Here is a 24,060-nt window from a genome sequence, read left to right as displayed (position 1 = left end):
TTCGTTTCGGAGACTGGGCGAACCGAAGGTGCGATGCTCAGATCCTCAGGAGCAACAGAGGATCAACGATGAAGCAGCTCTCCGGCCTCGACGCCGCGTTCTTGTCGCTCGAAACCCACAACTCCACCGGGCATGTCGGCGGATTGTGTGTGCTCGACCCGAGCGAATCACCGACCGTCCTCGACCTCGCTGCGCTGACCCGGCTGCTCAGCGAACGGGCTCCGTTGATCCCGCTGCTGCACCAGCGGCTGACCTATGTACCGCTCGGCCTGGATCAGCCCTATTGGATCGATGACGAGAATTTCGACATCGAGTATCACGTCCGCGAGATCTCGCTGCCGACACCGGGTTCGGACGCGCAGCTGACCGAACAGGTCAGCAGGTTGCACGCGCGGCCGCTCGATCGGCGCAGGCCGCTGTGGGAGGCGTATCTCATCTCCGGGATCGCCGACGGGCGACTCGCGGTGTACACCAAGATGCATCACGCGGCGATCGACGGCGTCTCCGGCGCGGAACTGATGACGATCCTGCTCGACCTGACGCCGGAGGGTCGGCTGTCGACTCTGCCCTCGGCCTTCCCGGCGGAGCCGAAGCCGAGCAGGCGAGCAATGCTCAGCCGTGCGGCGGTGTCGTTGGCAGGCAGGCCTTTACAGGCCGCGCGGATCGCCGGCGACCTCGGCCGTTCGCTGCCGCTGGTCGGCAGTTATGTGACGCCCTATATGGGGGCGATACTCGGCCGCGACCACGACGACGGCGCGGTGATCGCCAGCGCGGTCGGGCTAGCGCCGAAGACACCGTTCAATCGCGAGATCACCCCGCACCGCCGGTTCGCCTTCCGCAGCGTCGATCTCGACGAGGCGAAGACGGTCAAGAACGTCTTCGGCATGTCGGTCAACGATGTCGTGATGGCCATGTCGGCGGGGGCGTTGCGGCAGTGGCTGATCGACCATGACGCGTTGCCCTCGGTGCCGCTCGTCTCGATGATCCCGGTCTCGGTGCGCGACGAGGGCAGCCGGTCGAAGCTGGGCAACAAGGTGTCGGCGATGCTGGCCTCCCTGCCTACCCATCTCGACGATCCCGTCGAGCGGCTCATCGCCGTGCACCGGGCAACGAAGATCGCGAAGGCACAGCAGGCGGCGATCCCGCCCGGGCTCATCGAGAACGTCACCGACTTCGCACCCCCCGCACTGGTCGCCCGCGCGGCCCGGGTCGCCTTCGCGATGGGCCTGCCGCACCGGATCCCACCCTTCAACCTGGTGATCTCCAACGTGCCGGGACCGAACATCGATGTGTACCTCGGCGGCGCGAAACTGGTTGCCAGCTACCCACTTTCGGTCGTCATGGACGGCCAGGGCTTGAACATCACCGTCAGCAGCTCCGGCGGGCGGCTGCACTTCGGCCTGCTGGGTTGTCGCGAGCTGGTCCCCGATATCGATGTCATCGCGGGCTATCTCGTCACCGAACTGGCGGAGTTGCTCCGCGCGGCCGAGCGGGCGAATGACGACACCCGGTAATCAACCACCCGCCAACGGTGTCGCGGCCGCGGCCATCGTCTCGATCGTCGGGTGGTTGACCACCGCGCACGGCAATATCTTCAGACCGGCCTGTTCCCGCGCGAGTTTGATGAGGTCCATGGCGCGGATGCTGGTTCCGCCCAGTTCGTAGAAGTTGCTCTCCACGGTGATATCGGCGTCGTCGAACAACTCGCGGAATATCACGCACAACCATTCCTCGGCGGGTGTGCGCGGCGGTCGAACGGATCGTGCCGCGGCAACCGTCGGATCGGGCAGGGCGGCGCGGTCGGCCTTCCCGTTCGGGGTCAGCGGCACGGCATCGATCAGCGTGTAGGCCGAGGGCACCATGAAGCCGGGCAGGTGACGAACGGCGTGCTCGCGCAACTCGTTCGGCGTCGGTGCCGCGCCGTTCGCCGGTACCACGTAGGCCAGCAGCCGTGCGTCGGTGCCGTGCTCCGGGCGCACGACGGCCACCGCGTGGCTGACGTCCGGGTGCGCGCCGAGCACGGCCTCCACCTCGCCGAGCTCGATCCGGAACCCGCGCAACTTGACCTGGTTGTCCAGCCGACCGTGGAACCGAATGGTGCCGTCCGACCGCCATGCGGCGAGGTCGCCGGTCCGGTACATTCTGGCGCCGTCCCCGTCGAACGGGTTCGCGACGAACCGCTCCGCGGTACGGCCGGGCAGCCGCAGGTAACCGCGGGCCAACCCGACGGCGCCGATGTACATCTCGCCTGCCTCACCGCGCGGCACCGGACGCAGCTCGTCATCGAGGATGTACACCGAGACACCCGGTATCGGACGGCCGATGGTGACCTCCTCCTTGCCGTCGAGCGGTTCGCTCGTCGACGCGCAGACGGTGGCCTCGGTCGGGCCGTACGAATTGATCACCCTGCGCCCCCGCGCCCAGCGGGCGAGTAGGTCGGGTGGGCACGCTTCGCCGGCCAGCACCAGCGTCCGCAGCTCGGGCACGTTCGAGGGGGACAGCGTCGCGGCCGCGGCCGGTGGCAGCACCGCGTGGCTGATCGCGTTGTCCCGCAAGACATTGGTCAACTGTTCGCCGACCAGCGTGCCGCCGGAAGGCACCACCAGGGCCGCCCCGGCCGCGAAGGTCCCGAGGAGTTCGGTGAGGAACGCATCGAAGCTCGGCGACATGAACTGCAGCACCCGGCTGTCCGAATCGACCTGCAAAGACGCGACTTTCACCGAGGCGAGCCCCGACAGTCCGGCGTGGGTGACAGCGACGCCTTTCGGCCGACCGGTGGACCCGGACGTGTAGATCACGTACGCGAGGTTGGCCCTCGACGCCCGGCGGTCGGTGATGTCGGCGCCGTTCAGTGTGTCGAAGGCAATGGAGTCCAACAGGATCCGGGGGATCGGCGGGTCGTCGGGCAGGGTGGCGGCGGCGGTGGATGTGGTGCACAGCAGGGTCGGCGCGGCATCGGACAGCATCGCGTGCACCCGTTGGGCCGGATACCGGACATCGATCGGCAGGAAAGCCGCATCGGCCTTCGCGACGGCGAGCACGCCGACCACCATGTGGACCGAGCGGGGCAGCGCCAGCGCGACCAGGCGTTCCGGACCGGCGCCTCGCTCGATCAGCACTCGGGCGAGCCGATTCGCTCGCTCGTTCGCCTCCGTATAGGTGAGCGTTTCCTCCTCCGACACAATCGCGGTATCGCCGGGGTGCGCCCGAACCGTTCGCTCCCATATTTCGGCGAGGGTGCTGGCACCGTCAGATTTTTCCCGGCTTTCCTTCGCTTCCAGCGTGTCGACGTCATGTGTCATGACAGCCCCTTCCTGGCGAATTTCTGCACGTGGCAACGGTTTTGACAATCAGTATCGAAATCAAGACGGATCACCGCCGAGCTCCGGATCGAGGACCTGGGCCAGGATGCTCATGCGCGATCCGGGCACGCTCGAAGTCAGCAGCAGGTATTCGCCAGGCCGCACACCGTTCGCGCGCTGCCGGTCGACCAGGTTCACCAGCGGGTCCGCGCTGAAGCAATGTCCCCGATCGGCAATGTTGCGCAGGTATAGCTGATCGGGCCGGAATCCCGATCGCCCCTCGCTCATCCGGACGATCGGCATGAACACATTCGCGGGCAGCACCGCGGCGACCTCGTCCGGCCGCACACCGGACCGGCGGGTGATCGTGTCAGCCGTCGTACGGCCGAGCCGCCCGCTGAACGGCCCCGTCGCGTCGAGCGCGGCGAGATCGAGCGCCGACGCGGTGGCGATAATCGCGAGATCGCCGGGCCGTGACGTGACGAGGCAGCTGGCCGCCCCATCGCTGAAAAGCGCGAACTGCTGGAACCGCTGCTCCTCGTCCGTGATCCGGTCGCTCGCGATGACCAGCACGCAGTCATATGTCCGGGACGCCACCAACCGATCAGCGAGGTGCACCGCGGACAGCAGCGTGTTGCACCGCCCCAGCGTCACGCCGATCACGAACGCGTTCCCGAGGTCGAGCGCCTCGAGCACCTTCCGGCAGTAACGGGCATGACAATCGACGCCCGAGGGGAACTCCGCGGCGCACAGCACAACCGCGTCCACGTCCCCACCGGCGCATCCCGTCATCGACAGCGTGCGGCGCGCTGACGCCACCGCGAGTTCCGTGCGATCGCGTCCCGATGCGAAAAACCGGCCCCAGCCCCATATTTCGGCGTCGTCCAGCATCTCGTACCGGACGATCTTCTCCTCGAACCGATACGCCTCGTGGTAGCCGGCCTCGTGCTCGCCGAGCTCATAGGCCGCGCCCGCGAGCGAAACCCGGACGTTCACGACACCTCCAGCGTCGTCCGGAGCCACGCCACGACATCGGCCACCATGTCGGGGGTGATGTCGTGGCCGCCGCGATATTCGCGGTAGGTCAGACTCGCGCCCATGCCCTCGAGCGCGGCACGCGCACTCCTGCCACTGTCGATCTTGACCGTGGTGTCCGAGATGCCATGGCCCACGAATACGGGCAGGCAGGCCAAGTCGGGTCGATTCGGCAGCAGGGCCAACGTCTCAGGAAGGATGCGCCCGTTGAGCACCGCGCAGCCGGTGATCAGGTCGGCTCGCAGCAACGCGACGCTCAACGCCATCATTCCGCCCTGGCTGTGACCGAACAGGAAAAGTGGCCGGTCGGGCTCGTCCCGGTGGCGTTCGTCCAGGTAGGCGATCAGCGCGTCCCGGCTGCGCTGTTCCTCTCCCCTGGCTATCGCGACGCGGCCGCCCGGAAGATCCTCGTAGGCGAACCACCGGTAGACCGAGGGTCCCATCCGGAAACCGGCACGGATCGCCACCAGCGACCAGTCGATGCCGGTCGTCGGCCACAAGTCGAGAAGATGGCCGTGATACTTGCCGAAGCCGTGCAGGAGGACGAGAACGGGCGCGCTGCCGCCCACGTTCCGGTTGTCGGCGGGCTCGGCGACGGCGAGTCCGGTGTCCAGTCGCCGGAGATTGAGCAGCGTCATTCTCGCTGCTCCGTCAGCCCGCGTTCGACGAGATCCACCACGGTGCCCACCGAGTACAGCGCCGCATCGGCGACGGCTCGGTCATCGAAGACGATGCCGAGCTCGTCCTCGATCCGCACCAGCGCCTGCAGCAGGTTCAGCGAGCTGATGCCGAGGCCCGCGCCACCGATGGCCGTCTCGTCGTCGACGAGCGGCGGAGCGGCACGCCGATCGGGCTTGGTCGACAGCAGCGCCGTGACCACGGTGCCGCGAAGCTCGTCCCGGCTCGGCTGCCGCGGTTCCACTACCGCACCGCCTCTTCGTCCAGTTGCGGAAGCTGGGCCAGGGACCTGCGAATGTCGTCGTCGGACAACGGCATGTCCGCCATGGTTCCGTTCAGGTATGCCTCGTAGGAGGCGAGATCGAACAGGCCGTGGCCACTGAGACAGAACAAAATCACCGGGGCGGTGCCCTGCGCGTCCGCCTGTTTCGCCATGTCGATCGCGCAGTGGATGGCGTGCGCCGACTCCGGCGCGGGGAGAATGCCCTCGGTCCTGCTGAAGAGCACTCCGCTGGCGAAAACATCCGACTGGGGATAGGCGACCGCCTCCACGAGGCGATGGTGGTACAGCGCGCTGATGATCTTCGAGCAGGCGTGATAGCGGAGGCCGCCGGCATGGCCGCCCGCAGTCGTGAATCGCGACCCGAGCGTGTACATCTTCTGCAGCGGCGACACGCCGGATCCGTCGGTGTAGTCGTAGCAGTACCGGCCACGCGTGAGCTTCGGGCACCGCTGTGCCTCCACCGCGATGCAGCGCACATCGGACTCTCCGCGCAGCTTCCGACCGATGAACGGCATCGCGATACCGCCGAAATTACTTCCGGCGCCCAGCGAGCCGATCACGATGTCGGGCTGCTCCGCGGGCTCGAGTTGTTCGCGAGCCTCCAGACCGATCACCGTGGAATGCAGGATGGAATACGCCTCCCCGCTGCCAACGCTCAACTGCGTTCCCTCGTGTGCCAGCGCGTCCGCGAAAGCCTCGGTCACCGCGTAGGCGATGTTTCCCGGATGGATCTCGCCCCGGCCGGAAGTATGCCCAGCGCGCTCGGCCGCCGGGCCGGGGCTCGGGACGACCTCGGCGTCGTACAGCCGCATGACCGTCTGCCGGTAGGGCTTTTCGTGGAAGCTCTTCGCGACCATATAGACCTTGCAAGCCAGCCCGAACTCGTGGCAGGCAACCGCGAGCGCCGTGCCCCACTGGCCCGCGCCGGTCCCGGTCACCAGGCGCTCGGCCCCCGCCGCCGCGTAATAGTGCGCCTGGGCCGTTGCCGTGCAGAGCTTGTGGCTGCCGCTCGCGTTTCCGCCCTCGTACTTGTAGTAGATGCGAGCACGTGTGCCGAGGTACTGCTCCAGTGCCCGCGCGCGCCGCATCGGCGTCGGACGCCAGGACAGATACTTCTCGAGGACCGGCGCCGGAATCGGGACCAGCCGCTCGCGAGTCATGCTCTGCCGGACCAGCGCCATCGGAAGCTGCAGTTTCACCGCGTGCGGCTTATCGGAACGTGCGGGCGGCGGTATGTCCGGCGGCAGTTCGAACGGAATATCTGCGAGAATGTTGTACCAGTTTTTTTGCGCATGGCCCGTGCTTGCGGAAGCTCTTGTCATCTGCGCCTTCACAGGATTGATTCTTGCGGAACCTTATATATGCGCGTGCCCGCCCCTGATGTGGCTCGAGTGAAGCACACCGCCTTAGTGAAGCACATCGTGTCGGCACCATTCAAGCCCGTTACGGTAAGGTCGTGCGACTACTCCCAATATCAAGATCACGCATGGGCGCTTCGTTCGATGGTGGCGCTGACAGAGTTGGATGCTTTGTTTGTTTCTATTTCGGTTGTGGTCGATCGTGGTACCACTCCGGGGTCTCGACTAGGCCGGACCGGCAGCGTCGTGCCGGATCCGTCGGCACGGTCGCTGTTGCGTTGTATCTGGTCGAAAGATCCTTGACAGCTTAGGGATTCGATTCGGCCGCCGTGCACTTGCAGATGTCCGGCCTGCGCCAATGACACCTGATCGACACGGCCGCGTCGCATCGCGCACTATGCGGTGTCGGTAGCCGCATACCAGGCGAGAACCCCCTTGTTTTGGGGGCTGAATTTCTCGTTGCATCCTTCCAGATGGTTACATCCCGTGGTAGGCTGATCCCGTCACTCAGAAGGGTGGCCGTGGCGGGATTCAGTAACACTTTCTTTGCATTGGGGATGTCGAGATTTTAGTGAACAATAGTTGATTTCGGCGTGCTTCGCTGAATTATCCCGGTATTCACGCTGAAGCTCTCCGCTTATCAATGCCGCGAATATGGTTCCCGTCGATACCGCCAATACAGGTTGTAGCAGTACATTCGGCGACCGCATTTCATGCGGTCGTAGATCTTTGTTCGGATATTGCTCCGGCGGTGCTCGAAATGGCTATTGCCGACGCCTTGTGAAGGACACGACCGGCAGGAGGTCGATGATGCTCGGCACGCCGAAAGCGGAATCCGTCATCAACCGTATCGTCGCCGCACGGCCCGATCACGCGGGCGCCCTCACCGTGGCCTGCCTCGGCGGAACCCGGACGATGCCGCTCGCCGAATTCCACGACCGCGCCAGAGCCGTCGCGGGTGCGTTGCGGCGCAAGGGCATCCGCGCAGGTGAACGCATCGGGATTCGCGCCGGTAACTGCCTCGAATGGGCGCTGCTCGACCTGGCCGCCCTGATGCTCGGGGTGCAGACCGCGGGCTTCGAGCCAGGCAAGTTCACCGCGGACGCCGACCTGATCGACCGCTACGGTCTCGACCTGCTGTACTGCGACGGCGCGAACGCTGCCGGCACGCTACCGATCACAGAGATCTCCGCGTACGCCGACGAGCCGCCGCCCGAACTCGACCCGGTTGTATACGGGCCCACGGAATGTACGACTGTCAAGTTCACGTCCGGGCCGACCGGAGTTCCCAAGGGGCTGGCGGCCACCGTCGGCAGCATCGACTCCTCCCTCGCGGCCGTCCAGCTGATGTTCGACCACCGCCGCGGCGACAACCTCCTGGCCTTTCTCCCGCTCTCACTGCTCCAGCAACGCTATTGGCTGTATTCGGCACTGCGCTCGGGTCATGACATCACCATCACCAACTACCAGTCGGTGTTCGCGGTGCTGCCGACCGTGCGGCCGACCGTCGTCATGGGCGTGCCCGGGTTTTCCGAGGCCGCCAAGCGGCACATCGAGAGTCGTCTCGGCGATGGGCTCGACACGGCCGCGGCCGCCAGGACCCTGTCGACACCGCCTACGCATACGCCGCGCCCGGCGACAGCGCGCGCATCTTCAAGCCCGGCGGCGTGGTTCGCACCGGCGATCTCGGCCGACTCGTCGAGGACGGGTTTCTTTACATCCTCGGCCGAATCAGACCGAGCTGGTCGCGGTGGTCGCCCCCGGCTCCGGTCTGGTCGGCACCGCGGCGATCGCCGAAGCGCTGGCTCTGGTCAACGCCGGCGGCGTGCCCGACGAGCGCCTCGCCAGGGTCGTCGTCGCCGATGAGCCGTTCACCGTCGACAACGGACTCGTCACCGCGCAGTTCAAGCCGATCCGGAACCGGATCCGGGAGCGATACCGCCACCACCTCGACGACCCGAAGGAGGGCATCCATGCCGACCGACCTAGCCGCGCTGGCCCGCGATCAGCTCGCGAAGGTACTGCGTAACGGGCCGGAACCCGCCGCGCTCGACCCCGACAGCGACCTGGCCGATGACTACGGACTCACCTCGCTCAACAAGGTCTTGTTCTTGACCTCCCTGTGCCAGGCCGCCGAGATCGGCCTGGACCGCTTCACCGAAGACGACCTCGCTGGGATGCGCACCCTCGGCCACGTCATCGACGCCCTCCGATCGCATGCGCGAGCCGATGAGCCAGCGCAGGACCCTTCCGTCGAAAGGAACGCTATGTTCACTGGTCTCAGCGCGTTTCACCTCACGCCCACCGACAATGCCGATATCGACGAGAAGCGTCTCGCCCATCTCGTCACCCGACTGGTCGCGGCGGGCGTGGATCTGATCGGCACCCTCGGCTCGACCGGCAATTACGCGTACCTCGATCGTGCGCAACGCGATCGGGTGGCCAAAGTCGCCGTCGAAGCCGCGGGCGACATTCCTGTCATGATCGGCATCGGCGCCCTGTGCACCAGCGATGTCCTCGCCTTCGCCGAAGACGCCCAGCATGCCGGCGCAGCCGCGGTACTGCTCTCCCCCGTCTCCTACCAGGCGCTCACCGACGAGGAAGTATTCGGGCTCTACGAGGACGTCACCAAGGAACTGTCGGTCCCGCTGTGCGTGTACGAGAATCCGCGCACCACGAAGTTCACCTTCAGCGACGAGCTGCACGGTCGAGTCGCCGCACTGCCGAACGTCGGCGCGGTGAAGACCCCCGGCGTGCCCGCTGAGCTGGCACCCGCCAGAATCGCCGAGCTGCGCAGCAAGCTGCCCAGCGAGGTGGCAATCGGTTTCAGCCTCGACGAGTTCGGTGTCGGCGGCGTGATCGCCGGGGCCGATGTGTGGCTCAGCGTCATCGGCGGCCTGCTGCCCGAGGAATGCATGACGATCACCCGCGCCTTGGCGGTTGGCGACAACGAGCGGGCCATGGCACTGTCAAATCGCATGGAACCGTTTTGGGAGCTGTTCCGCCGCTACGGCAGCATGCGCGTCGTCACCGCCGCCGCCGAACAGCTCGGGCTCATCGGCTCGCCGAGCCTGCCACGACCCCTGCGCGGAATTCCGGAGTCCGCTCGCAAAGAGGTTGCCGCCGCACTCGAAGCGCTCGACGTCCGCGTATGACCGACGCGCGTACTCGTGCCTGCGGAGTTACCCCAGCACCGGCATGAACGGCAACCGGCAACTCCTTACGACGGGTGTGACGGCGCTGGCACCGGCGACCTGGGGAACCACCTATCTGGCGGCAACCGAGTGGTTGCCGCCGGACCGTCCGCTGCTGGCCGCCACCGTGCGGGCGCTACCGGCGGGGCTGATCCTGCTGGCTTTCGCTCCTGCGGTGCCACGCGGGATTTGGCTGTGGCGGACCTTGGTACTCGGAACGCTCAATATCGGCGCGTTCTTCTACTTGTTGTTCGTCGCGACCTTTCACCTGCCGGGCGGCATCATTGCCGTGATCATGTCGATGCAGCCGATGTTCGTATTGATATCGGCGGCAGTAGTTCTCAAGGACAAAATTCGGGTCACGCACGTGGTGGCTTGCGTTCTCGGCTCAGCAGGCGCCATGTTGCTGGTGTTCAAGGGGACGGTGGTACTGGATGCCGTCGGTGTTGTCGCGGCGCTGAGTGGGGCCATCTGCATGGCTGCCGGAATCACGCTGACCAAGCGGTGGGGACGCCCGGACGGCGTTGGGCTGATCACCTTCACCGGCTGGCAGCTCGTGGCAGGCGGACTCGTGTTGCTTCCTTTCCTGCTGTCCGTCGAAGGCCTGCCGGCCAGCGTCACCGGCATCAATATCATCGGGTTCGCCTATTTCATTTCCATGGGCGCGGTCATCAGCTACTCGATCTGGTTCCACGGCATCGCGCGATTGCCCGCGCTGTCGGTCGCCTTCCTTTCCCTGGGTAGTCCGATCGTCGCGACCATCCTCGGATATGTGTTTCTGCATCAGACATTGTCGGTTCTGCAACTCGTCGGCATCCTGGTGATCATCAGCGCCGCGCTTCTCGCGCAACCCCACACGATCAACCCGGGTCGGCGACGCGCCCGCGCTTCCCGTGCCGGCGACGACGCCCTGTCCGAACCGAATCCACCGACAACAGTGGAAGGGCGGCGCCGATAGGGCGACGAAGCCGAATTATCCAGGGGCAGGCGGACTCTCAGAGCGCGGAGAGTTCCGCGACGAGATCGTCCAGGCCGAGCGAGCCTTGCGACAGTGCGGCCATGTGCCATGCCTTCAGGTCGAAGGCTTCGCCGTGCGCGGCGGCCGCGGCGGCCCGGCCGCGCAGCCACGCGCGCTCGCCGAGCTTGTAGCCGATCGCCTGGCCGGGCCAGCCGAGATAGCGGACCAGCTCGCTGTCCAGGTGTTCGGGGGGCAGTCCGCAGTACAGGGCGAAGAACTCTCTGGCGTTGTCCGGTGCCAGCCGTTCGCCGGGCCGGTACGGCGAGTCGGACGGGTAGTCGAGTCCGACGTGCAGGCCGATATCGAGGATCACTCGGAGTACCCGCAGCATTTGCGCGTTGAGGTAGCCGAGCCGGTGGCCAGGATCGGTGAGGTAGCCGAGTTCGTCCATGAGGCGTTCGGCGTACAGCGCCCAGCCCTCCAGATTGGCGCTCACCCCGCCGAGGCTGACCTGATAGACCGATAGTTGGTCGGCCTGATAGATCCACTGCGCGAGCTGGAGGTGGTGGCCGGGGACACCCTCGTGATACCAGGTGGAGATCAAACTCCACACCGGAATTCGGGCCGGGTCGAGCACGGGCAGCCAGGTGCGGCCCGGACGGGTGAAGTCCAGCGAGGGCTCGGTGTAATAGGGCGCGGCCGCACTACCCGGCGGCGCGATCATCGATTCGACCTTCCGCAGCGGCTCGGCGAGATCGAAATGGGTGCCTTGCAGGTCGTTGATGGCTCGGTCCATCAGGTCCTGTAGGTAGCGGCGAGCGTCCTCCGGGCTGTCGAGCGCCGGGCCCTGCTGCTCCAACCACTCCATGGCCTGGATGGGTGTCGAACCCGGCAGCACCTTGTCGGCTTCGGCGCGCATCTGCGCGTCGACCTCGCGGAGCTGCTCCCACGCCCAGCTGTAAGCCTCGTCGAGGTCGAGGTCGGCACCGCTCCAATAGCGGACCCAGCGCAGGTAGCGCTCTCGGCCGACCGTGTCGGGCGTATCGATTGTCTTCGGGCCGTAGCTATCTCGTAGCCATTCGCGCAGTTCCGCCAAGGCCGCTGTGGCGCTGATGGCAGCCGAATCCAGTTCGGCGCGAACCGGTTCCGGAGCCGGGGCGACGAAATCGCCGAACCAGCCGGCGGGATTATCGCCCGCGATCCATTCGTCCAATTGCTGTACGACGGCGTCGACTTGCCGAGGGCCGGCCAGCAGGCCGCGATCGACGCCCTCGGCCAGCGTGGACCGGTACTGGGCGAGCGCGACGGGCACCCGGTTCAGTCGGCGGCCGATCGCCTGCCAGTGTGCCTCGGTATCGGTTGGCAGCAGGGTGAACACGTCGCGGACGAAGTGCAGCGGGGAGTTCAGGTTGCGGAGCGCGCGGAACGGTTCACCGGCGTCGTGCACGGCCAGTTCGGCCGTCAGTCGCTCGCGCAGCAGCCTGGCACAGCGCCGTTCGGGTTCGTCCGGATAGCCGCCGGTGGGCTCGGCGGCGTCCAGCTCCGCGAGGGTGGCGCGAGCCAGTGCGGCCGTCGCTTCGAGACCGGCCGGAGACAGGTCGGGAAGCCGGTCGTCATCGAGGTTGCGTCCGAGTCCGACCGCGATCAGCGGGTCGAGCTCGACCAGGGCGTCGACATACGCGTCCGCGATGCCGCGCGCCGTCCGCACAGGAGTCGAATCGGTTGTGGTCTCATCCATTTCGTCGACTCTGCTGGAAGTCACCGCCGGTGGCAAGGGCAGCCGCGAGAGGCTTACCCGCAGACGGCACCGTAGGACGCCGACCCGACCAGCTTCGAATACTTCGCGAGCACGCCGCGGGTGTAGCGGGGCGGCAGCGGCGCCCAGCCGTCGGCACGGCGGGCGAGCTCCCCCGCGTCGATCAGCAGGTCGAGGGTGCCCTTGCCGACATCGAGCCGGATCTGGTCGCCGTCGCGCACGAACGCGATCGGGCCGCCGTCGACCGCCTCCGGCGCGACGTGCCCCACGCACAGTCCGGTGGTGCCGCCGGAGAACCGTCCGTCGGTGAGCAGCAAGACGTCCTTGCCGAGTCCGGCGCCCTTGATGGCCGCGGTGATCGCGAGCATCTCGCGCATCCCCGGTCCGCCCTTGGGTCCCTCGTAGCGGATCACCACCACGTCGCCCGCCGCGATGGTGCCGTCCTCCAGCGCGTCCATCGCCGCCCGCTCGCGATCGAAAACCCTTGCCGTGCCGGTGAATATGTCGGAGTCGAAGCCCGCCGACTTGACCACCGCGCCGCCGGGGGCGAGGGTGCCCTCCAGAATGGTGATGCCGCCGGTCGGATGGATCGGCGAGGTCATCGCCCGGACCACCTTGCCGTCCGGGTCCGGCGGCGCGATCTGGGCCAGGTTCTCCGCCACCGTCCGGCCCGTCACGGTCAGGCAATCCCCGTGCAGCAGACCGGCATCGAGCAATGCCTTCATCATCACGGGCACGCCGCCGACCCGGTCGACGTCCGTCATCACATGCTGCCCAAAGGGTTTCACGTCGGCGAGGTGCGGCACCGTGCGACCGATGCGCGCGAAATCGGCCAGCTTCAGGTCGACGTTCGCCTCGTGCGCGATGGCGAGCAGGTGCAGCACGGCGTTGGTGGAGCCGCCGAACGCCATCACCACGGCGATGGCGTTCTCGAAGGCTTCTTTGGTCAGAATGTCGGAGGTGGTGATGCCGCGGCGGAGCAGTTTCACCACCGCTTCACCGCTGTGCCTGGCGTAACCGTCGCGGCGACGGTCGGTCGCGGGCGGTGCCGCGCTGCCTGGCAGCGACATGCCCATCGCCTCGGCGGCGCTGGCCATGGTGTTGGCGGTGTACATGCCGCCGCAGGCACCCTCGCCGGGACAGATGGCCCGTTCGATGGCGTCCACGTCCGCGCGGCTCATCAGCCCGCGGGAGCACGCGCCGACCGCCTCGAACGCGTCGATAATCGTCACCTCGCGTTCGCTGCCGTCGGACATCTTCGCGATGCCGGGCAGGATCGAACCGGCATAAAGGAAGACACTTGCCAGGTTCAGCCTGGCGGCCGCCATCAGCATGCCGGGCAGCGACTTGTCGCAGCCCGCGAGCAGTACCGAGCCGTCGAGCCGCTCGGCCTGCATCACCGTCTCGACACTGTCGGCGATCACCTCGCGCGACACCAGCGAGAAGTGCATGCCCTCGTGGCCCATGGAGATGCCGTCGGACACCGAGATGGTGCCGAACTGCATCGGGAACCCGCCGCCGGCGAAAACGCCGTCCTTCGAGGCCCTGGCCAGCCGGTCGAGGGAGAGGTTGCACGGGGTGATCTCGTTCCACGAGGAAGCCACCCCGATCTGCGGCTTCTCCCAGTCGTCGTCGCCCATGCCGACCGCGCGCAGCATCCCGCGGGCGGCGGTTTTCTCCAGGCCGTCGGTGACGTCGCGGCTGCGGGGCTTGATATCGGTGACGTTCGGATCAGTGGGCACGATTGCCCATCATCCTCTTGTCGGATCCGAAACCCGCGGCGCCCACGTCCGTCGGAGGTTCGACCGATCGGTGCCGGATCTCTCGGCACCTGCACCGCGCAGGACAGGTCCGCCTCAGCAGCACTCGCAGTCGGGTCCGGCGACTTCGGATCGACCCGCCGCGATCGGTGTGGCGCAGCACGCGTCGCCCCGCCACGCATCGCGGCCCTCCTTGACCGCGATGACCGCGATGACCAGCGCCGCGATCGGGTCCGCCCAGGACAAGCCGAACAAGCTGTTCAGCAACAGCCCGACCAGCAGAACGGCCGAGAGGTACGTGCACAGCAGGGTCTGCTTCGAATCGGCGACCGCCGTCAGCGAACCGAGTTCACGCCCCGCCCGTCGTTGCGCAAACGACAACACCGGCATAACAGCCAAACTTACTGCGGCCAAGGCAATTCCGATCGGCGAATGCCGCGCCTCGCCGACCCCGAGCAACGAGCTGATCGCGTCGACGGTGACATACAGCGCGAGCGCGAAGAACGAGAACGCGATGATTCGCAGCGTCACCCTTTCGCGCGCCTCGGGATCCTTGCCGGAGAACTGCCACGCCACCGCCGCCGCGGAGGACACCTCGATCACCGAGTCCAGTCCGAAGCCGATCAACGCCGTCGAGGACACCCGGGCGCCTTCGGTCAACGCGATCACCGCTTCGATCACGTTGTAGGCGATCGTCGCCGCGACGAACAATCGGATCCGCCGCGAAAGTACTTGCCGCCGTGCCGAAGCCGGAGCGCCGAGCACAAGGTCCGGGGCCATCAGCAGCACCCGTGCGCGTCGGCGTCAGGACAGCAGGCCGGATCGACCGCCAGCACCAGGCCGACCAGGTCATCGAGCGCGCGACCGATCCGGGCGTCAGCCAGCTCATACCGACTCCGCCTTCCTTCGGGAACCGCGACGACCAGCCCGCAGCCGCGCAGGCAGGCGAGGTGGTTGGACAGGATCTGCCGCGAAACACCGATCCGATCGGCAAGCTCCGACGGATAACTCGGCGCCGTCCGCAACGCCAGCAGGATCTGCGATCGCGTCGAGTCCGACAGCGCGTATCCGAAGCGGGACAGCGCGTCACTGTGTACCAACGTGGCCATACCTGGACGGTACAGATTTTTCTGTATTCATGTCAATCTGTACAACAGCGACCGCGCGAGAAGGATCGGGACGACCGCGGAGTGCGCTACGCTGCCAAACTAGAACGTGTTCCATGGGGAGAGGGGCTTATGCGATGCGGGCAGTGTGGATCGGACTGTTGCGGGCCGCGGTCACCGTCGCGGCCTTCGGGCTGGTGACGACCTGTGCCTGCTGGGCAACGGCAGTGCCGCTGCCGGACCAGGACTCGTTCTACGCCACACCTCCCGGCATCGCGGACCTGCCCAACGGCACCGCGCTCGCGTCCCGGCCGATCGAGGCGCAGTCCTTCCTGCAGCGACTGCCCGCGGACGCGTGGCAGGTGCAGTACAAGACGATCGACAATCACGGCCGGCCCAGTGCCTACGTCGCGACAATTCTTGTGCCGCAGCAGGAATGGACGGGTACCGGCCCGCGGCCCCTGGTGTCGTATCAGGTCGCCGAAGACGGTGTCGGCGCGAAATGCGCGCCCTCCTACGCGCTGCGCGGTGGGCTCGGCGGCGGTCCGAGTAACGCGTTCTCCGAGACCGGCGTGATTCGTCTTGCGCTCCAACAAGGTTGGGCCATGGTGGTGCCGGATTATCAAGGACCCGACTCCGACTTCTCCGGCGCCGACGGTTACGCCCACGGCGTCCTGGATGGTATTCGCGCCGCCAGAGCGTTCGCACCGGCGGCTGTCGAACCCGCCGCGCCGATCGGCCTGTGGGGATACTCCGGTGGTGCGCAGGCCACCGCTGTCGCGGCCCAAATGCACCGCGCCTACGCCCCGGAACTGCCCTTGACCGGTGCGGCACTCGGCGGTGTGGTGGCCGACCTAGGGGCGACATTGTCGGGCTTCAGTGGCGGAATCGCAGGCGGCGCGGTCGTTGTCGGCCTAGCCGGCCTGAACCGGTCCTATCCCGAGGCCGACGTGCTTCAGTACCTCAACGAATCCGGCCGCACGATGCTGGCCGCCGGGCAGACGGATTGCCTGCACGACGCAGCACTCGCGCACCCCTTCCTCCGTGCGGCGGAACTCGAGGCGTGGCCCGGTTCGATCACCAACAACGCCGCACTGAGCAGGTTCGTCGACATGGCAAGCCCCCTCTTCCGCGAAGGGGCGCCCAGCGCACCGGTATTGCTCTACCACGCGATCGCCGACGAATTCGCACCCATCGGCGCCGCGCGAGCACTCGCCGAGAAGTATTGCGCCGCAGGAACTCCGGTGCAACGAACAGAGAATCCGATCGGCGAGCACGGCAGCGAGGCCGCGGCCGGCCTACCCACTGCCCTGACCTACCTCGCCGACCGCTTCGCCGGAAAGCCCGCCCCCAGCACCTGCTGACGATGGCGTGCCTTCGATGAAATGCTCACTCACACAGCGCGTGCGTGAGCAGGGCACCAATGTCCGTGTCAGCCACGGTGCCGGTGTAGGAGAAGGTGACCGCCTGTCCGGATGAGGTGGCGCCGGAGACGGCGGCGAAGCCTTGGACACCACCTACGTGACCGACAAACTTTGTGCCGCAGGGTAGTTGGGTGTATCCGATGCCGAGCCCGTAGGACATGCCGTCACCGCTGCCCATGTCGACACCGTCGAGCATCTGACCCAGTTGGGCCTGCGGCAGCACCTGCCCGGCCAGCAGCGCGGTGAAGAAGCGGTTCAGGTCGGCACCGGTACTGACCAGCGCACCCGAAGTCCAAGGCAGCGACGGTTCCATCAGCGTCTGGTCGGCCAGCACGCCGTCGACCGTGGCGTACCCGGTCAGATGCGGGTCGCGCATACCGGTTTCGCCGGTGGCAGGGAGGTACGTGTCCGACAGGCTCAGCGGAGTGAGGATTCGGTCGCGCAGTTCATCGGCGTACCGGTGCCCGGTCACCGCCTCGATCAACATGCCCGCGACGAGGTAATTGGTGTTGGCGTACGCGAAGCCGGTGCCGGGAGCGAACTGTGCCGGATGCTGTAGGGCGAGGGCGATCTCCTGCGCGGGGGTGTAGGTGCGGCCGACGCGCGCCGCCTCGTGCTCGTTCAACCCCGCGGGTTCGACCGGCTCAGACAGCCCGCTTCGATGTCCCAGTATCTGGCGGACGGTGATAACCCGCCCATCGATGCCGTCGCCGACGAGCAGACCCGGCAGATACCTTTCGATCGGCTGGTCGAGGTCGATCCGCTGCTCGGCCGCCAGTTGCAGCACGATCGCGGCGGTGAAGGTCTTGGTGATGCTGCCGACCCGGACATGTTCGCCGCGATCGGTAAGGATCGGGGTTCGAGCGGCGACATCGGCGAGACCGGCGGTCAGGACCGTCGTAACACCGTTGTCGGTGAGCGTGGCGAGGGCGCCGACAGCACCGGACCGGGTCAACGCGTCGAGATCGCGACTGACCGTGTCCACCCGGGCACCGCCCAACGGCCGGGCGGCGGCCTCGACCGGGTCCGCCGCACAGCTGGCCAACACCACGGCCACCATGCAGATCGAGAGAGCAAAAGCTGGAATACGCATGACCCAACGGTAAAAACCCCAGTACCGCAGCCACATTGGACTGCGGTACTACAGCACATCGGTCTGGAGTACCAGAGTCCGAGCCGAGCCGCTGACCGTCGAAACCCCTCCTAGCGTTCGGGCTGGTCCGCGGTACCAGCCCGCGGACCGGTGCCACGCTCATCTGCGAGGAGCGCGGCGAGGGCTTGGCGGTCGAGTTTTCCGCGAGGGGTGCGCGGGAGGGCGGGCAGGGTGCGGAGCTGGACCGGGATGCTCGGGCTCGGCAGGGTGGCGCGGAGGTGGCGCCAGATTTCGTCGGTGGTGGGGGCGGTTTCGTCGACCACGATGGCCGCGGCGGGGGCTTGGCCCATGCGGGGGTCGGGGATGGCGATGCAGGCGGCCTCGGCGACGCCGGGGATCGCGGTGAGGGCGGCTTCGATGGCGGCGGGCTCTACGTTCAGCCCGGCGCGGATGAGCATTTCGCTGTCGCGGCCGAAGAGTTGGAGCCGGTTGCCGAGTGTTCGGCCCCTGTCCCCCACCGACATCCAGCCCTCGACGGGTCCGTCCGCGATGCCGTGGTCGGTGAGGTAGCCGTCGAAGAGCATGCTGCTGCGGACGAAGACCAGGCCGTCTCGGATGTCCACCTCGACGCCGTCGAACAGTTCGCCTGCCGCGTTCTCGTCGGTGTCGCCGAGCCCTCGGTCGAAGGAGACGAAGCTCAGTTCGGAGGCGCCGTAGAAATGCACGAGCGAGGCGTTCGGCAGCATCGCTTGCAGCGCTTGCCTTCCCGTGCGCGGCCAGCGGGCCGCCGAGGAGAGCACCTCGCGGACAGCGGGAAACGGTCCGGTACCGGACCGGACTATGTCCCAGGCGACGGTCGGCACCGAATACAGGTGGGTCGCACCGGCTTCGAGTGACTCGACGACCGGGCGCAGGTCCACGGTCGCGCCTCGGGTCAGCGCATGCAGTGCGCCGTACAGGAAATGGGTGTGGTCGAGTACGCCGGGGGTCGAGACGCGGTCGCGAGTGCGGATATCGAAGGTGGCATCGGAACGGTCGAGGGTGGTGGCCCAGGATTGCTGGTTGCGTACGAACAGCTTTGGTTCGCCGGTGGTACCGGAGGTGATGCCGACCAGCAGCTCGGTCTCGGGCAGAGCCCGAGCGGGTGAACCGTCCGATTCCAGCACGGCGGCAGTGTGAATCGCCCCGTCGTATCCGATCTTCCGCAGTCGCCGGTGCTGCTGCGGCGAGGCGACGACGGCACCTGGTTTCGCGAGTTCGAGGACGCGGGTCAGTTGCTCCGGCATGAGGTGCCGATGCAGCAGCACGATGCTGACACCGGCATACATGGCCGCCGTGACGACGACCAATGATTCGATGTCCGAAGTCGGCAACACCGCAACGCGATTCATGCCGTCGAGTCCGGCCGCGGTGCGGGTGACGCGCGACCAGAAGTCGCGATAGTCGACGTGCTCGCGAGTGGACAGGACGGCGGTTGTGTCCGGATACTCGGCGACGCGCCGGGCGATGCGCTCGGCCAGCAACTCACTCATCGTCGACTCCTCTCGCGGCGAGGGCGTCACCCATCGCGTCCGCGGTGCGCAACGCGCGCACCAGCACCGGTGTCGCCAGCGCCGTCATCGACCATTGCAGGCCGCGGGCCCGGCGCGCCTCCGCGACATCGTGCACGATGCCGGCCAGCAACGGAACACACCGAATGGCAAGCGCCAGTAGCAAACCGACGCGATCCGGATCGACGCCGAACCTGCGCAACGGCCCGAGCGCGCGGGTCACCGTGTCGAGCAGGTCGGTGACCCGGGTGGTCAACGTGACCAATGCCGCGAGCGCCACCGAGATCAACAGCACGCCGCACACGACAACCGCTCGCGCGGGCGTGGTAATCAGTACCTGGAACACGGCGATGATCAGTAACATCCACACCATCGGACGCAGTTGCGCCACAGCGACTTCGAATGGAATGCGGGCAAGCGCGAACAATCCCGCCACGGCGACAGCCACAATCCCGACCTCGATCGGGCTGCGCACGAACACCGTTGCCGCCACGATCGATACGATCAGCAGCAACAGCTTCGCTCCGGCAGGTGTCCGATGCAGCAGCGAATCGCCGGGGCGGTACAGCCCGATCATTCGACCAGTTCCCGGTAGGCGGGTACGGCGGCGTCCGGGGTTCCGTCGAATGCCACCAGACCGTCATCGATCACGATGACCCGCTCGAAACTGTCCAGCAGCGCCAGCTGATGCGTCACGACGATCACCTGCTGATCCATCGCGTCCAACGCGTCGGCGACGACGCGGGCGTTGCGCAGATCCAGCAGGGTGGTCGGCTCGTCGGCGATGATCACCTCGGGCCTGCGGATGAGGACCGCGCCGATGGCTAGCAATTGTTTCTGCCCGCCGGACAACAGATGCGAGGGATGGTCGCCGTGCTCGTGCAGCCGGAACCGGAGCAGCATCTCCTCGACCCGCGCCGCGACCTCTTGCTTACTCAACCCGGTTCGACGCAGCGAGAAGGCGAGATCCTCTGCGACCGTTGGCATCACGATCTGGGTATCGGGGTCGGTGAACACGAACCCGACCTTGCGCCGCACCTGCCCACCCTTGCGCGCCGCGTCGATGCCGTCCACCGTGACAGTGCCCGAGGTCGGCGCCAGCAAGCCGTTGATCATGCGCGCGAGGGTCGACTTCCCGGACCCGTTGGCCCCGATGATGCCGACGCGCCGCTCGGTGATCCGAAGATCGATGCCGCGCAATACCTTTCGCTCGCCGAAGCGATGGCTGACCGAAGAAAAAACGATATCACTCACGAAATACGCTCCACGAGCACGGCAATACCTTGCCCGCCACCGATGGCACACGCCGCGAGCCCGAGCGCGGGCCCGTCCTCGCGCAGCATCTGACTTGCCAACCGCACCAGCAAGATAGCTCCCGAAGCACCCCATGGATGACCCATCGCGATCGCCCCGCCCTGCGGGCAGATCGTGGATTCGTCCAGGCCCAGCTCATCCGACACCGCCAACACCACGGACGCGAAAGCCTCGGTGATCTCGACGATCCCCAGCTCCGCTACCTCAACACCCGTGCGCCGCAGCAGCTTCCGTATCGCCGGAACCGGCCCGAGCCCGGGGTACGCGGGATCCGATCCGGCCACCGCCGACCCGAGTATCCGCAACGCGGGCAGTCCCGCGGCCAACGACTCGCTCGTCACCGCGACCACCGCGGCCCCGTCGGAGATGCCACACGAATTACCCGCGGTCGCCGTCCCGTCGACACCGAAACTGGGCCGCAGCCGGGCGAGGCGCGCCTCGGTCATGCCGGAACGAATGCGTTCGTCGCGACGGACCTCCCCGATCGGCACGATCTCCGCGGCGAAGTCGGCCGCGGCGGCGAGCGTGTGTGAACGCGCCGCGTAGGCGTCCTGCCGCTCCCGGCTGATCCCGCGCGCCCGCGCCAGATCGTCGGCCGCCACCCCCATGTCGGGGTCCGGAAAGCCGTGCGGCGCAAAGGGAGCGCGCGTGTACCGCACCGGCTCGGCCCCCGCGACCGGCGGCCAGAACCGCCACGGCGCGGTACTCGCCGACTCGACACCGCCCGCCAGAATGAGCTCATCGGCCCCGCTGCGCACCCGCAACGCCGCCTGCATCACCGCGTCCAGCCCGGACCCGCATTGCCGATCGACCGTGACACCGGGAACTTCCACGCCGAAACCGGCCCGCAACGCCGCGATCCGCGCCGGATCCCCACCCGGCCCCAAGCAGTTACCGAGGACGACATCGTCTACTTCGGCGGCGACGCCCGCATCGCGCACCGTCGACAGCACCTCGCGCAGCACCGGCGCGGCCAGGTCGGTGGTCGTCAGCTCCGCGAACCCGTGCCCGGCATTGCCGATCGGCGTTCGACGCGGCGCTACCAGCACGGGGACCGAGTTCATGCCAGCAAGTCTTTCAGCTGACCTCTGGCCACCTTCCCGCTGGCGGTCCGTGGCAGCGTCGGCAGCGGGACCCAGCGCCGCGGCATGGCCTCTTTCCGCAGCAGCCCGCGGGCCTGCGCACGGACCGCGCCGATCCCGACGCCGTCGAGTTGCACTGCGGCCGTGATGATCTCACCGAACACCGCGTGCGGCGAGCCGACCACCGCGACCGCCGCGACACCGTCGAGGGTGCCGAGGACGCGTTCGACGTCCTCGGCGACGACCGTCGTGCCGCCGACATTGATGGCGGATTCACCCCGGCCCCGGACCGTGAGCTCACGGTTCGCCCCGAGCTCGGCGAGGTCACCGACGCCGAACCATTCGGGGGCACCGAGCACGCTGTACGGGGTCCGGACGTACAGCAGCCCATCGCGAATCTCGGCCTCGACCTCGTCCAGCAGGCGAAGCGGCTCGGGCACCCGCCGTGCCGCGACAAGCGAGACCTCCGCGGACCCGTAGTACTCGACGACCTCGAGATCGTCCGCCGCCGCACGGGCGCCGTCGTCCAGGGCAATGCCCGCGACGATCGCTGTCCGCAGCTTCGGCGCCTTACGCACCACGTCGCGCAGCACGGCGGGTACCGCGTGCACGACAGTCGCTCGGGTCGGATCGTCGGTGACGCACGCACCGCGCCACAGTGCGTGCAGCGCACCGAAAAGGTGCATCGTCGCGTGCAAGGGGCCGGTGATGAGCACCCGGTCCGTCGCCTCGACACCGGTGATGGCGGTGAAGGCCGGGAAGCTGTCGAACCAGGAGGCCGCGGTGCGCGCGAGCGGTCGTGGGCGACCGGTGGAGCCCGAGGTCGTCACCAACAGGAACGCCGAAGGTGGAATGCCCGGGCGATCTGGACGCGCCGCGGGATTCTCGACGAGCACCGGCACCCCCCGGCGTGCGGCGGCGCAGACGCAGATCAACGCGTCGGGAACCGACAGCGTCGAGGCATCGTAGACAGGCGCGGCGTCCCGTGCGATCCATTGCTCGATCGCCTGGTCGAGTTGGCCGTAAGTGTAAGCGCGACCGTCGAATTCGATGGCGAGCTGATCACCGGAGCCGCCCAGCTCCGGACTACGCACGAATCAAACCGGGGTACGCGCGGTGCACACCTTTGGCGACCACCGTCGCGACGACAACCTTCGCCAAGTCGCCGGGGATGAACGCGAAGTTGGTGCTGATCGCATGCGCGATGTCCAGATCGGTGCGCAGCAGCAGCCCGAGCGTGCCGAAGAGATAGATGACGACGAGCCCGCCGAGCGCGTTGATCAGCAGACCGAGAACCAGCGAATACTTGGGCAGAATCAGGGCGGTCAGCAGGCCGATGACCAGCGCCGCGGGCACCCACCCGACCAGGTATCCAGCACTCGGCCCGGCCATCGCCGTCAGTCCGGTTCGACCGCCCGACAGCAGCGGCAACCCGATCAACGTCAACGCGAGGAACACCAGCACCGCGGCCGTCCCTTTGCGGGCACCCAGGATCGCCCCGGCCAGAATGACGCCGAGCGTCTGCACCGTGATCGGCACACCACTGAAACCGACCGTGATGGCACCGGGCAGCCCCATCGCCGCGATCAGCGCGGCGAACACCGCGACCTGCGCGATATCCCGCGCGGAAAAGGCGACTCTCGACCCCCGAGAGTTCTCGACACCGTCCACGACGACTTCCTCCAACTACCAGCTTGAACGACGTTCAAGATAGCAGGCACCTGGTCGCCGACCTCAGCCGCGCACAGCGGCCGAGGATCAGTCGTGCGAGTGGGCCCTGGCCTGGATCCGCGCCTGCACCTCGGGCCTGCGCAGCGGCGGCACCGACTTCGGCGGAACCTTCCGATCCGGCAGTTGGTCCAACAGCCGGGTGGTGATCGCCGCGATGTCCGCGACGGCGGCATCGACGGCGGGCTGGGTCGCGGCCGAGATGCTGGACAGCCCGCCCACTTTGCGTACGTACTGCAGCGCGGCGGCCTGGATCTCTTCCGGCGTCGCCGCGGGCTCTAGCCCGCGCAGGGCAGTGATGTTTCGACACATACTGCGAGGCTAATCCCCCGGTACGACAAGCGCCCGAGTCCGGGACAACAGGACTGTGGCCGCCGCGGTCGGAAGATAGCTACACATCGGCGATCTGTCCGGACTTTCACGATTCGCGCGAAAGCGT

The 24,060-nt window shown here is 67.3% G+C and carries 22 protein-coding genes; 5 read left to right on the top strand and 17 right to left on the bottom strand.

Features of this window, described 5'->3' with window-relative positions; translation table 11 throughout:
• Positions 1-68: 68 nt before the first annotated feature.
• On the top strand, positions 69-1,514 hold the full coding sequence (locus tag ACIBCN_RS35625; RefSeq protein WP_396996202.1) for a wax ester/triacylglycerol synthase family O-acyltransferase: 1,446 nt from the start codon (positions 69-71) through the stop codon (positions 1,512-1,514).
• Here the strand turns inward: ACIBCN_RS35625 and ACIBCN_RS35620 are convergent, their stop codons facing one another.
• From ACIBCN_RS35620 to ACIBCN_RS35600, 5 genes are read right to left on the bottom strand one after another with little or no spacing between them, the layout of a single operon-like run.
• Positions 1,515-3,302: an amino acid adenylation domain-containing protein gene (locus ACIBCN_RS35620; RefSeq protein ID WP_396996200.1), complete on the bottom strand. Its 1,788-nt coding sequence runs from the start codon at positions 3,300-3,302 to the stop codon at positions 1,515-1,517.
• Positions 3,303-3,362: 60 nt separating this feature from the next.
• Positions 3,363-4,298, bottom strand: a complete 936-nt coding sequence (locus ACIBCN_RS35615; protein WP_396996198.1) for a hypothetical protein — start codon at positions 4,296-4,298, stop codon at positions 3,363-3,365.
• On the bottom strand, positions 4,295-4,975 hold the full coding sequence (locus ACIBCN_RS35610; protein ID WP_396996196.1) for an alpha/beta hydrolase: 681 nt from the start codon (positions 4,973-4,975) through the stop codon (positions 4,295-4,297). The genes ACIBCN_RS35615 and ACIBCN_RS35610 overlap by 4 nt, the downstream gene beginning before the upstream one ends.
• Complete coding sequence (locus ACIBCN_RS35605; RefSeq protein WP_396996195.1) at positions 4,972-5,259, bottom strand: hypothetical protein; 288 nt, start codon at positions 5,257-5,259, stop codon at positions 4,972-4,974. The genes ACIBCN_RS35610 and ACIBCN_RS35605 overlap by 4 nt, the downstream gene beginning before the upstream one ends.
• On the bottom strand, positions 5,259-6,620 hold the full coding sequence (locus ACIBCN_RS35600; RefSeq protein ID WP_396996193.1) for a TrpB-like pyridoxal phosphate-dependent enzyme: 1,362 nt from the start codon (positions 6,618-6,620) through the stop codon (positions 5,259-5,261). The genes ACIBCN_RS35605 and ACIBCN_RS35600 overlap by 1 nt, the downstream gene beginning before the upstream one ends.
• A gap of 843 nt (positions 6,621-7,463) precedes the next feature.
• On the opposite strand from ACIBCN_RS35600, the gene ACIBCN_RS35595 reads away from it, so the two are divergent.
• The 3 genes from ACIBCN_RS35595 (at position 7,464) to ACIBCN_RS35585 (ending at position 10,808) form a co-directional block, all read left to right on the top strand.
• A complete protein-coding gene (locus tag ACIBCN_RS35595) occupies positions 7,464-8,522 on the top strand; it encodes an AMP-binding protein (protein WP_396996192.1) in 1,059 nt (352 codons plus the stop codon).
• A gap of 107 nt (positions 8,523-8,629) precedes the next feature.
• Positions 8,630-9,811 (top strand): dihydrodipicolinate synthase family protein, encoded by a 1,182-nt coding sequence (locus ACIBCN_RS35590; RefSeq protein WP_396996190.1) that lies wholly within the window; start codon positions 8,630-8,632, stop codon positions 9,809-9,811.
• 43 nt (positions 9,812-9,854) lie between these two features.
• Positions 9,855-10,808, top strand: coding sequence for an EamA family transporter (locus ACIBCN_RS35585; protein WP_396996189.1), 954 nt, complete (start codon positions 9,855-9,857; stop codon positions 10,806-10,808).
• Between the two features lie 37 nt (positions 10,809-10,845).
• On the opposite strand, the gene ACIBCN_RS35580 is transcribed toward ACIBCN_RS35585, so the two are convergent.
• The 4 genes from ACIBCN_RS35580 to ACIBCN_RS35565 form a co-directional block, all read right to left on the bottom strand.
• The gene (locus ACIBCN_RS35580; RefSeq protein ID WP_396996188.1) at positions 10,846-12,546 is read right to left on the bottom strand and encodes a DUF885 domain-containing protein; all 1,701 of its coding nucleotides are present in this window, start codon (positions 12,544-12,546) and stop codon (positions 10,846-10,848) included.
• A 53-nt stretch (positions 12,547-12,599) separates the two neighbouring features.
• Positions 12,600-14,306: a dihydroxy-acid dehydratase gene (ilvD, locus tag ACIBCN_RS35575; protein ID WP_396996186.1), complete on the bottom strand. Its 1,707-nt coding sequence runs from the start codon at positions 14,304-14,306 to the stop codon at positions 12,600-12,602.
• Between the two features lie 114 nt (positions 14,307-14,420).
• Entirely contained in the window at positions 14,421-15,104 is a 684-nt protein-coding gene (locus ACIBCN_RS35570) for a cation transporter (RefSeq protein ID WP_396996185.1), read from the bottom strand.
• Positions 15,104-15,433 carry an ArsR/SmtB family transcription factor gene (locus tag ACIBCN_RS35565; protein ID WP_396996184.1) on the bottom strand — a complete coding sequence of 110 codons (330 nt, stop codon included), beginning with the start codon at positions 15,431-15,433 and terminating at the stop codon, positions 15,104-15,106. Before ACIBCN_RS35565 ends, ACIBCN_RS35570 begins: the two co-directional genes overlap by 1 nt.
• Before the next feature lie 134 nt (positions 15,434-15,567).
• On the opposite strand from ACIBCN_RS35565, the gene ACIBCN_RS35560 reads away from it, so the two are divergent.
• Entirely contained in the window at positions 15,568-16,794 is a 1,227-nt protein-coding gene (locus tag ACIBCN_RS35560; RefSeq protein WP_396996182.1) for a lipase family protein, read from the top strand.
• A gap of 25 nt (positions 16,795-16,819) precedes the next feature.
• On the opposite strand, the gene ACIBCN_RS35555 is transcribed toward ACIBCN_RS35560, so the two are convergent.
• The 8 genes from ACIBCN_RS35555 to ACIBCN_RS35520 form a co-directional block, all read right to left on the bottom strand.
• On the bottom strand, positions 16,820-17,947 hold the full coding sequence (locus tag ACIBCN_RS35555; RefSeq protein WP_396996180.1) for a serine hydrolase domain-containing protein: 1,128 nt from the start codon (positions 17,945-17,947) through the stop codon (positions 16,820-16,822).
• Between the two features lie 110 nt (positions 17,948-18,057).
• A complete protein-coding gene (locus ACIBCN_RS35550; protein ID WP_396996178.1) occupies positions 18,058-19,479 on the bottom strand; it encodes an AMP-binding protein in 1,422 nt (473 codons plus the stop codon).
• Positions 19,472-20,074 (bottom strand): energy-coupling factor transporter transmembrane component T family protein, encoded by a 603-nt coding sequence (locus ACIBCN_RS35545; protein WP_396996176.1) that lies wholly within the window; start codon positions 20,072-20,074, stop codon positions 19,472-19,474. The genes ACIBCN_RS35550 and ACIBCN_RS35545 overlap by 8 nt, the downstream gene beginning before the upstream one ends.
• A complete protein-coding gene (locus tag ACIBCN_RS35540) occupies positions 20,071-20,751 on the bottom strand; it encodes an energy-coupling factor ABC transporter ATP-binding protein (protein WP_396996175.1) in 681 nt (226 codons plus the stop codon). The genes ACIBCN_RS35545 and ACIBCN_RS35540 overlap by 4 nt, the downstream gene beginning before the upstream one ends.
• The gene (locus tag ACIBCN_RS35535) at positions 20,748-21,875 is read right to left on the bottom strand and encodes a thiolase family protein (RefSeq protein WP_396996173.1); all 1,128 of its coding nucleotides are present in this window, start codon (positions 21,873-21,875) and stop codon (positions 20,748-20,750) included. The genes ACIBCN_RS35540 and ACIBCN_RS35535 overlap by 4 nt, the downstream gene beginning before the upstream one ends.
• On the bottom strand, positions 21,872-22,987 hold the full coding sequence (locus ACIBCN_RS35530) for a class I adenylate-forming enzyme family protein (protein ID WP_396996171.1): 1,116 nt from the start codon (positions 22,985-22,987) through the stop codon (positions 21,872-21,874). Before ACIBCN_RS35530 ends, ACIBCN_RS35535 begins: the two co-directional genes overlap by 4 nt.
• Positions 22,980-23,564 carry a biotin transporter BioY gene (locus ACIBCN_RS35525; RefSeq protein WP_396996169.1) on the bottom strand — a complete coding sequence of 195 codons (585 nt, stop codon included), beginning with the start codon at positions 23,562-23,564 and terminating at the stop codon, positions 22,980-22,982. The genes ACIBCN_RS35530 and ACIBCN_RS35525 overlap by 8 nt, the downstream gene beginning before the upstream one ends.
• A gap of 87 nt (positions 23,565-23,651) precedes the next feature.
• The gene (locus ACIBCN_RS35520; protein WP_150407324.1) at positions 23,652-23,933 is read right to left on the bottom strand and encodes a DUF2277 domain-containing protein; all 282 of its coding nucleotides are present in this window, start codon (positions 23,931-23,933) and stop codon (positions 23,652-23,654) included.
• Between the last annotated feature and the right edge of the window lie 127 nt (positions 23,934-24,060).

The organism is Nocardia sp. NPDC051052 (assembly GCF_044456045.1).
Lineage (GTDB): Bacteria > Actinomycetota > Actinomycetes > Mycobacteriales > Mycobacteriaceae > Nocardia.
This window is presented reverse-complemented; position numbering and strand designations above follow the sequence as displayed.

Coding starts and splice junctions, on each gene's coding strand:
- ACIBCN_RS35625 (WP_396996202.1), top strand. CDS start 69: ATGAAGCAGCTCTCCGGCCTCGACGCCGCGTTCTTGTCGCTCGAAACC.
- ACIBCN_RS35620 (WP_396996200.1), bottom strand. CDS start 3,302: ATGACACATGACGTCGACACGCTGGAAGCGAAGGAAAGCCGGGAAAAA.
- ACIBCN_RS35610 (WP_396996196.1), bottom strand. CDS start 4,975: ATGACGCTGCTCAATCTCCGGCGACTGGACACCGGACTCGCCGTCGCC.
- ACIBCN_RS35600 (WP_396996193.1), bottom strand. CDS start 6,620: ATGACAAGAGCTTCCGCAAGCACGGGCCATGCGCAAAAAAACTGGTAC.
- ACIBCN_RS35595 (WP_396996192.1), top strand. CDS start 7,464: ATGATGCTCGGCACGCCGAAAGCGGAATCCGTCATCAACCGTATCGTC.
- ACIBCN_RS35590 (WP_396996190.1), top strand. CDS start 8,630: ATGCCGACCGACCTAGCCGCGCTGGCCCGCGATCAGCTCGCGAAGGTA.
- ACIBCN_RS35585 (WP_396996189.1), top strand. CDS start 9,855: ATGAACGGCAACCGGCAACTCCTTACGACGGGTGTGACGGCGCTGGCA.
- ACIBCN_RS35580 (WP_396996188.1), bottom strand. CDS start 12,546: ATGGATGAGACCACAACCGATTCGACTCCTGTGCGGACGGCGCGCGGC.
- ACIBCN_RS35570 (WP_396996185.1), bottom strand. CDS start 15,104: ATGGCCCCGGACCTTGTGCTCGGCGCTCCGGCTTCGGCACGGCGGCAA.
- ACIBCN_RS35565 (WP_396996184.1), bottom strand. CDS start 15,433: ATGGCCACGTTGGTACACAGTGACGCGCTGTCCCGCTTCGGATACGCG.
- ACIBCN_RS35560 (WP_396996182.1), top strand. CDS start 15,568: ATGCGGGCAGTGTGGATCGGACTGTTGCGGGCCGCGGTCACCGTCGCG.
- ACIBCN_RS35555 (WP_396996180.1), bottom strand. CDS start 17,947: ATGCGTATTCCAGCTTTTGCTCTCTCGATCTGCATGGTGGCCGTGGTG.
- ACIBCN_RS35550 (WP_396996178.1), bottom strand. CDS start 19,479: ATGAGTGAGTTGCTGGCCGAGCGCATCGCCCGGCGCGTCGCCGAGTAT.
- ACIBCN_RS35545 (WP_396996176.1), bottom strand. CDS start 20,074: ATGATCGGGCTGTACCGCCCCGGCGATTCGCTGCTGCATCGGACACCT.
- ACIBCN_RS35535 (WP_396996173.1), bottom strand. CDS start 21,875: ATGAACTCGGTCCCCGTGCTGGTAGCGCCGCGTCGAACGCCGATCGGC.
- ACIBCN_RS35520 (WP_150407324.1), bottom strand. CDS start 23,933: ATGTGTCGAAACATCACTGCCCTGCGCGGGCTAGAGCCCGCGGCGACG.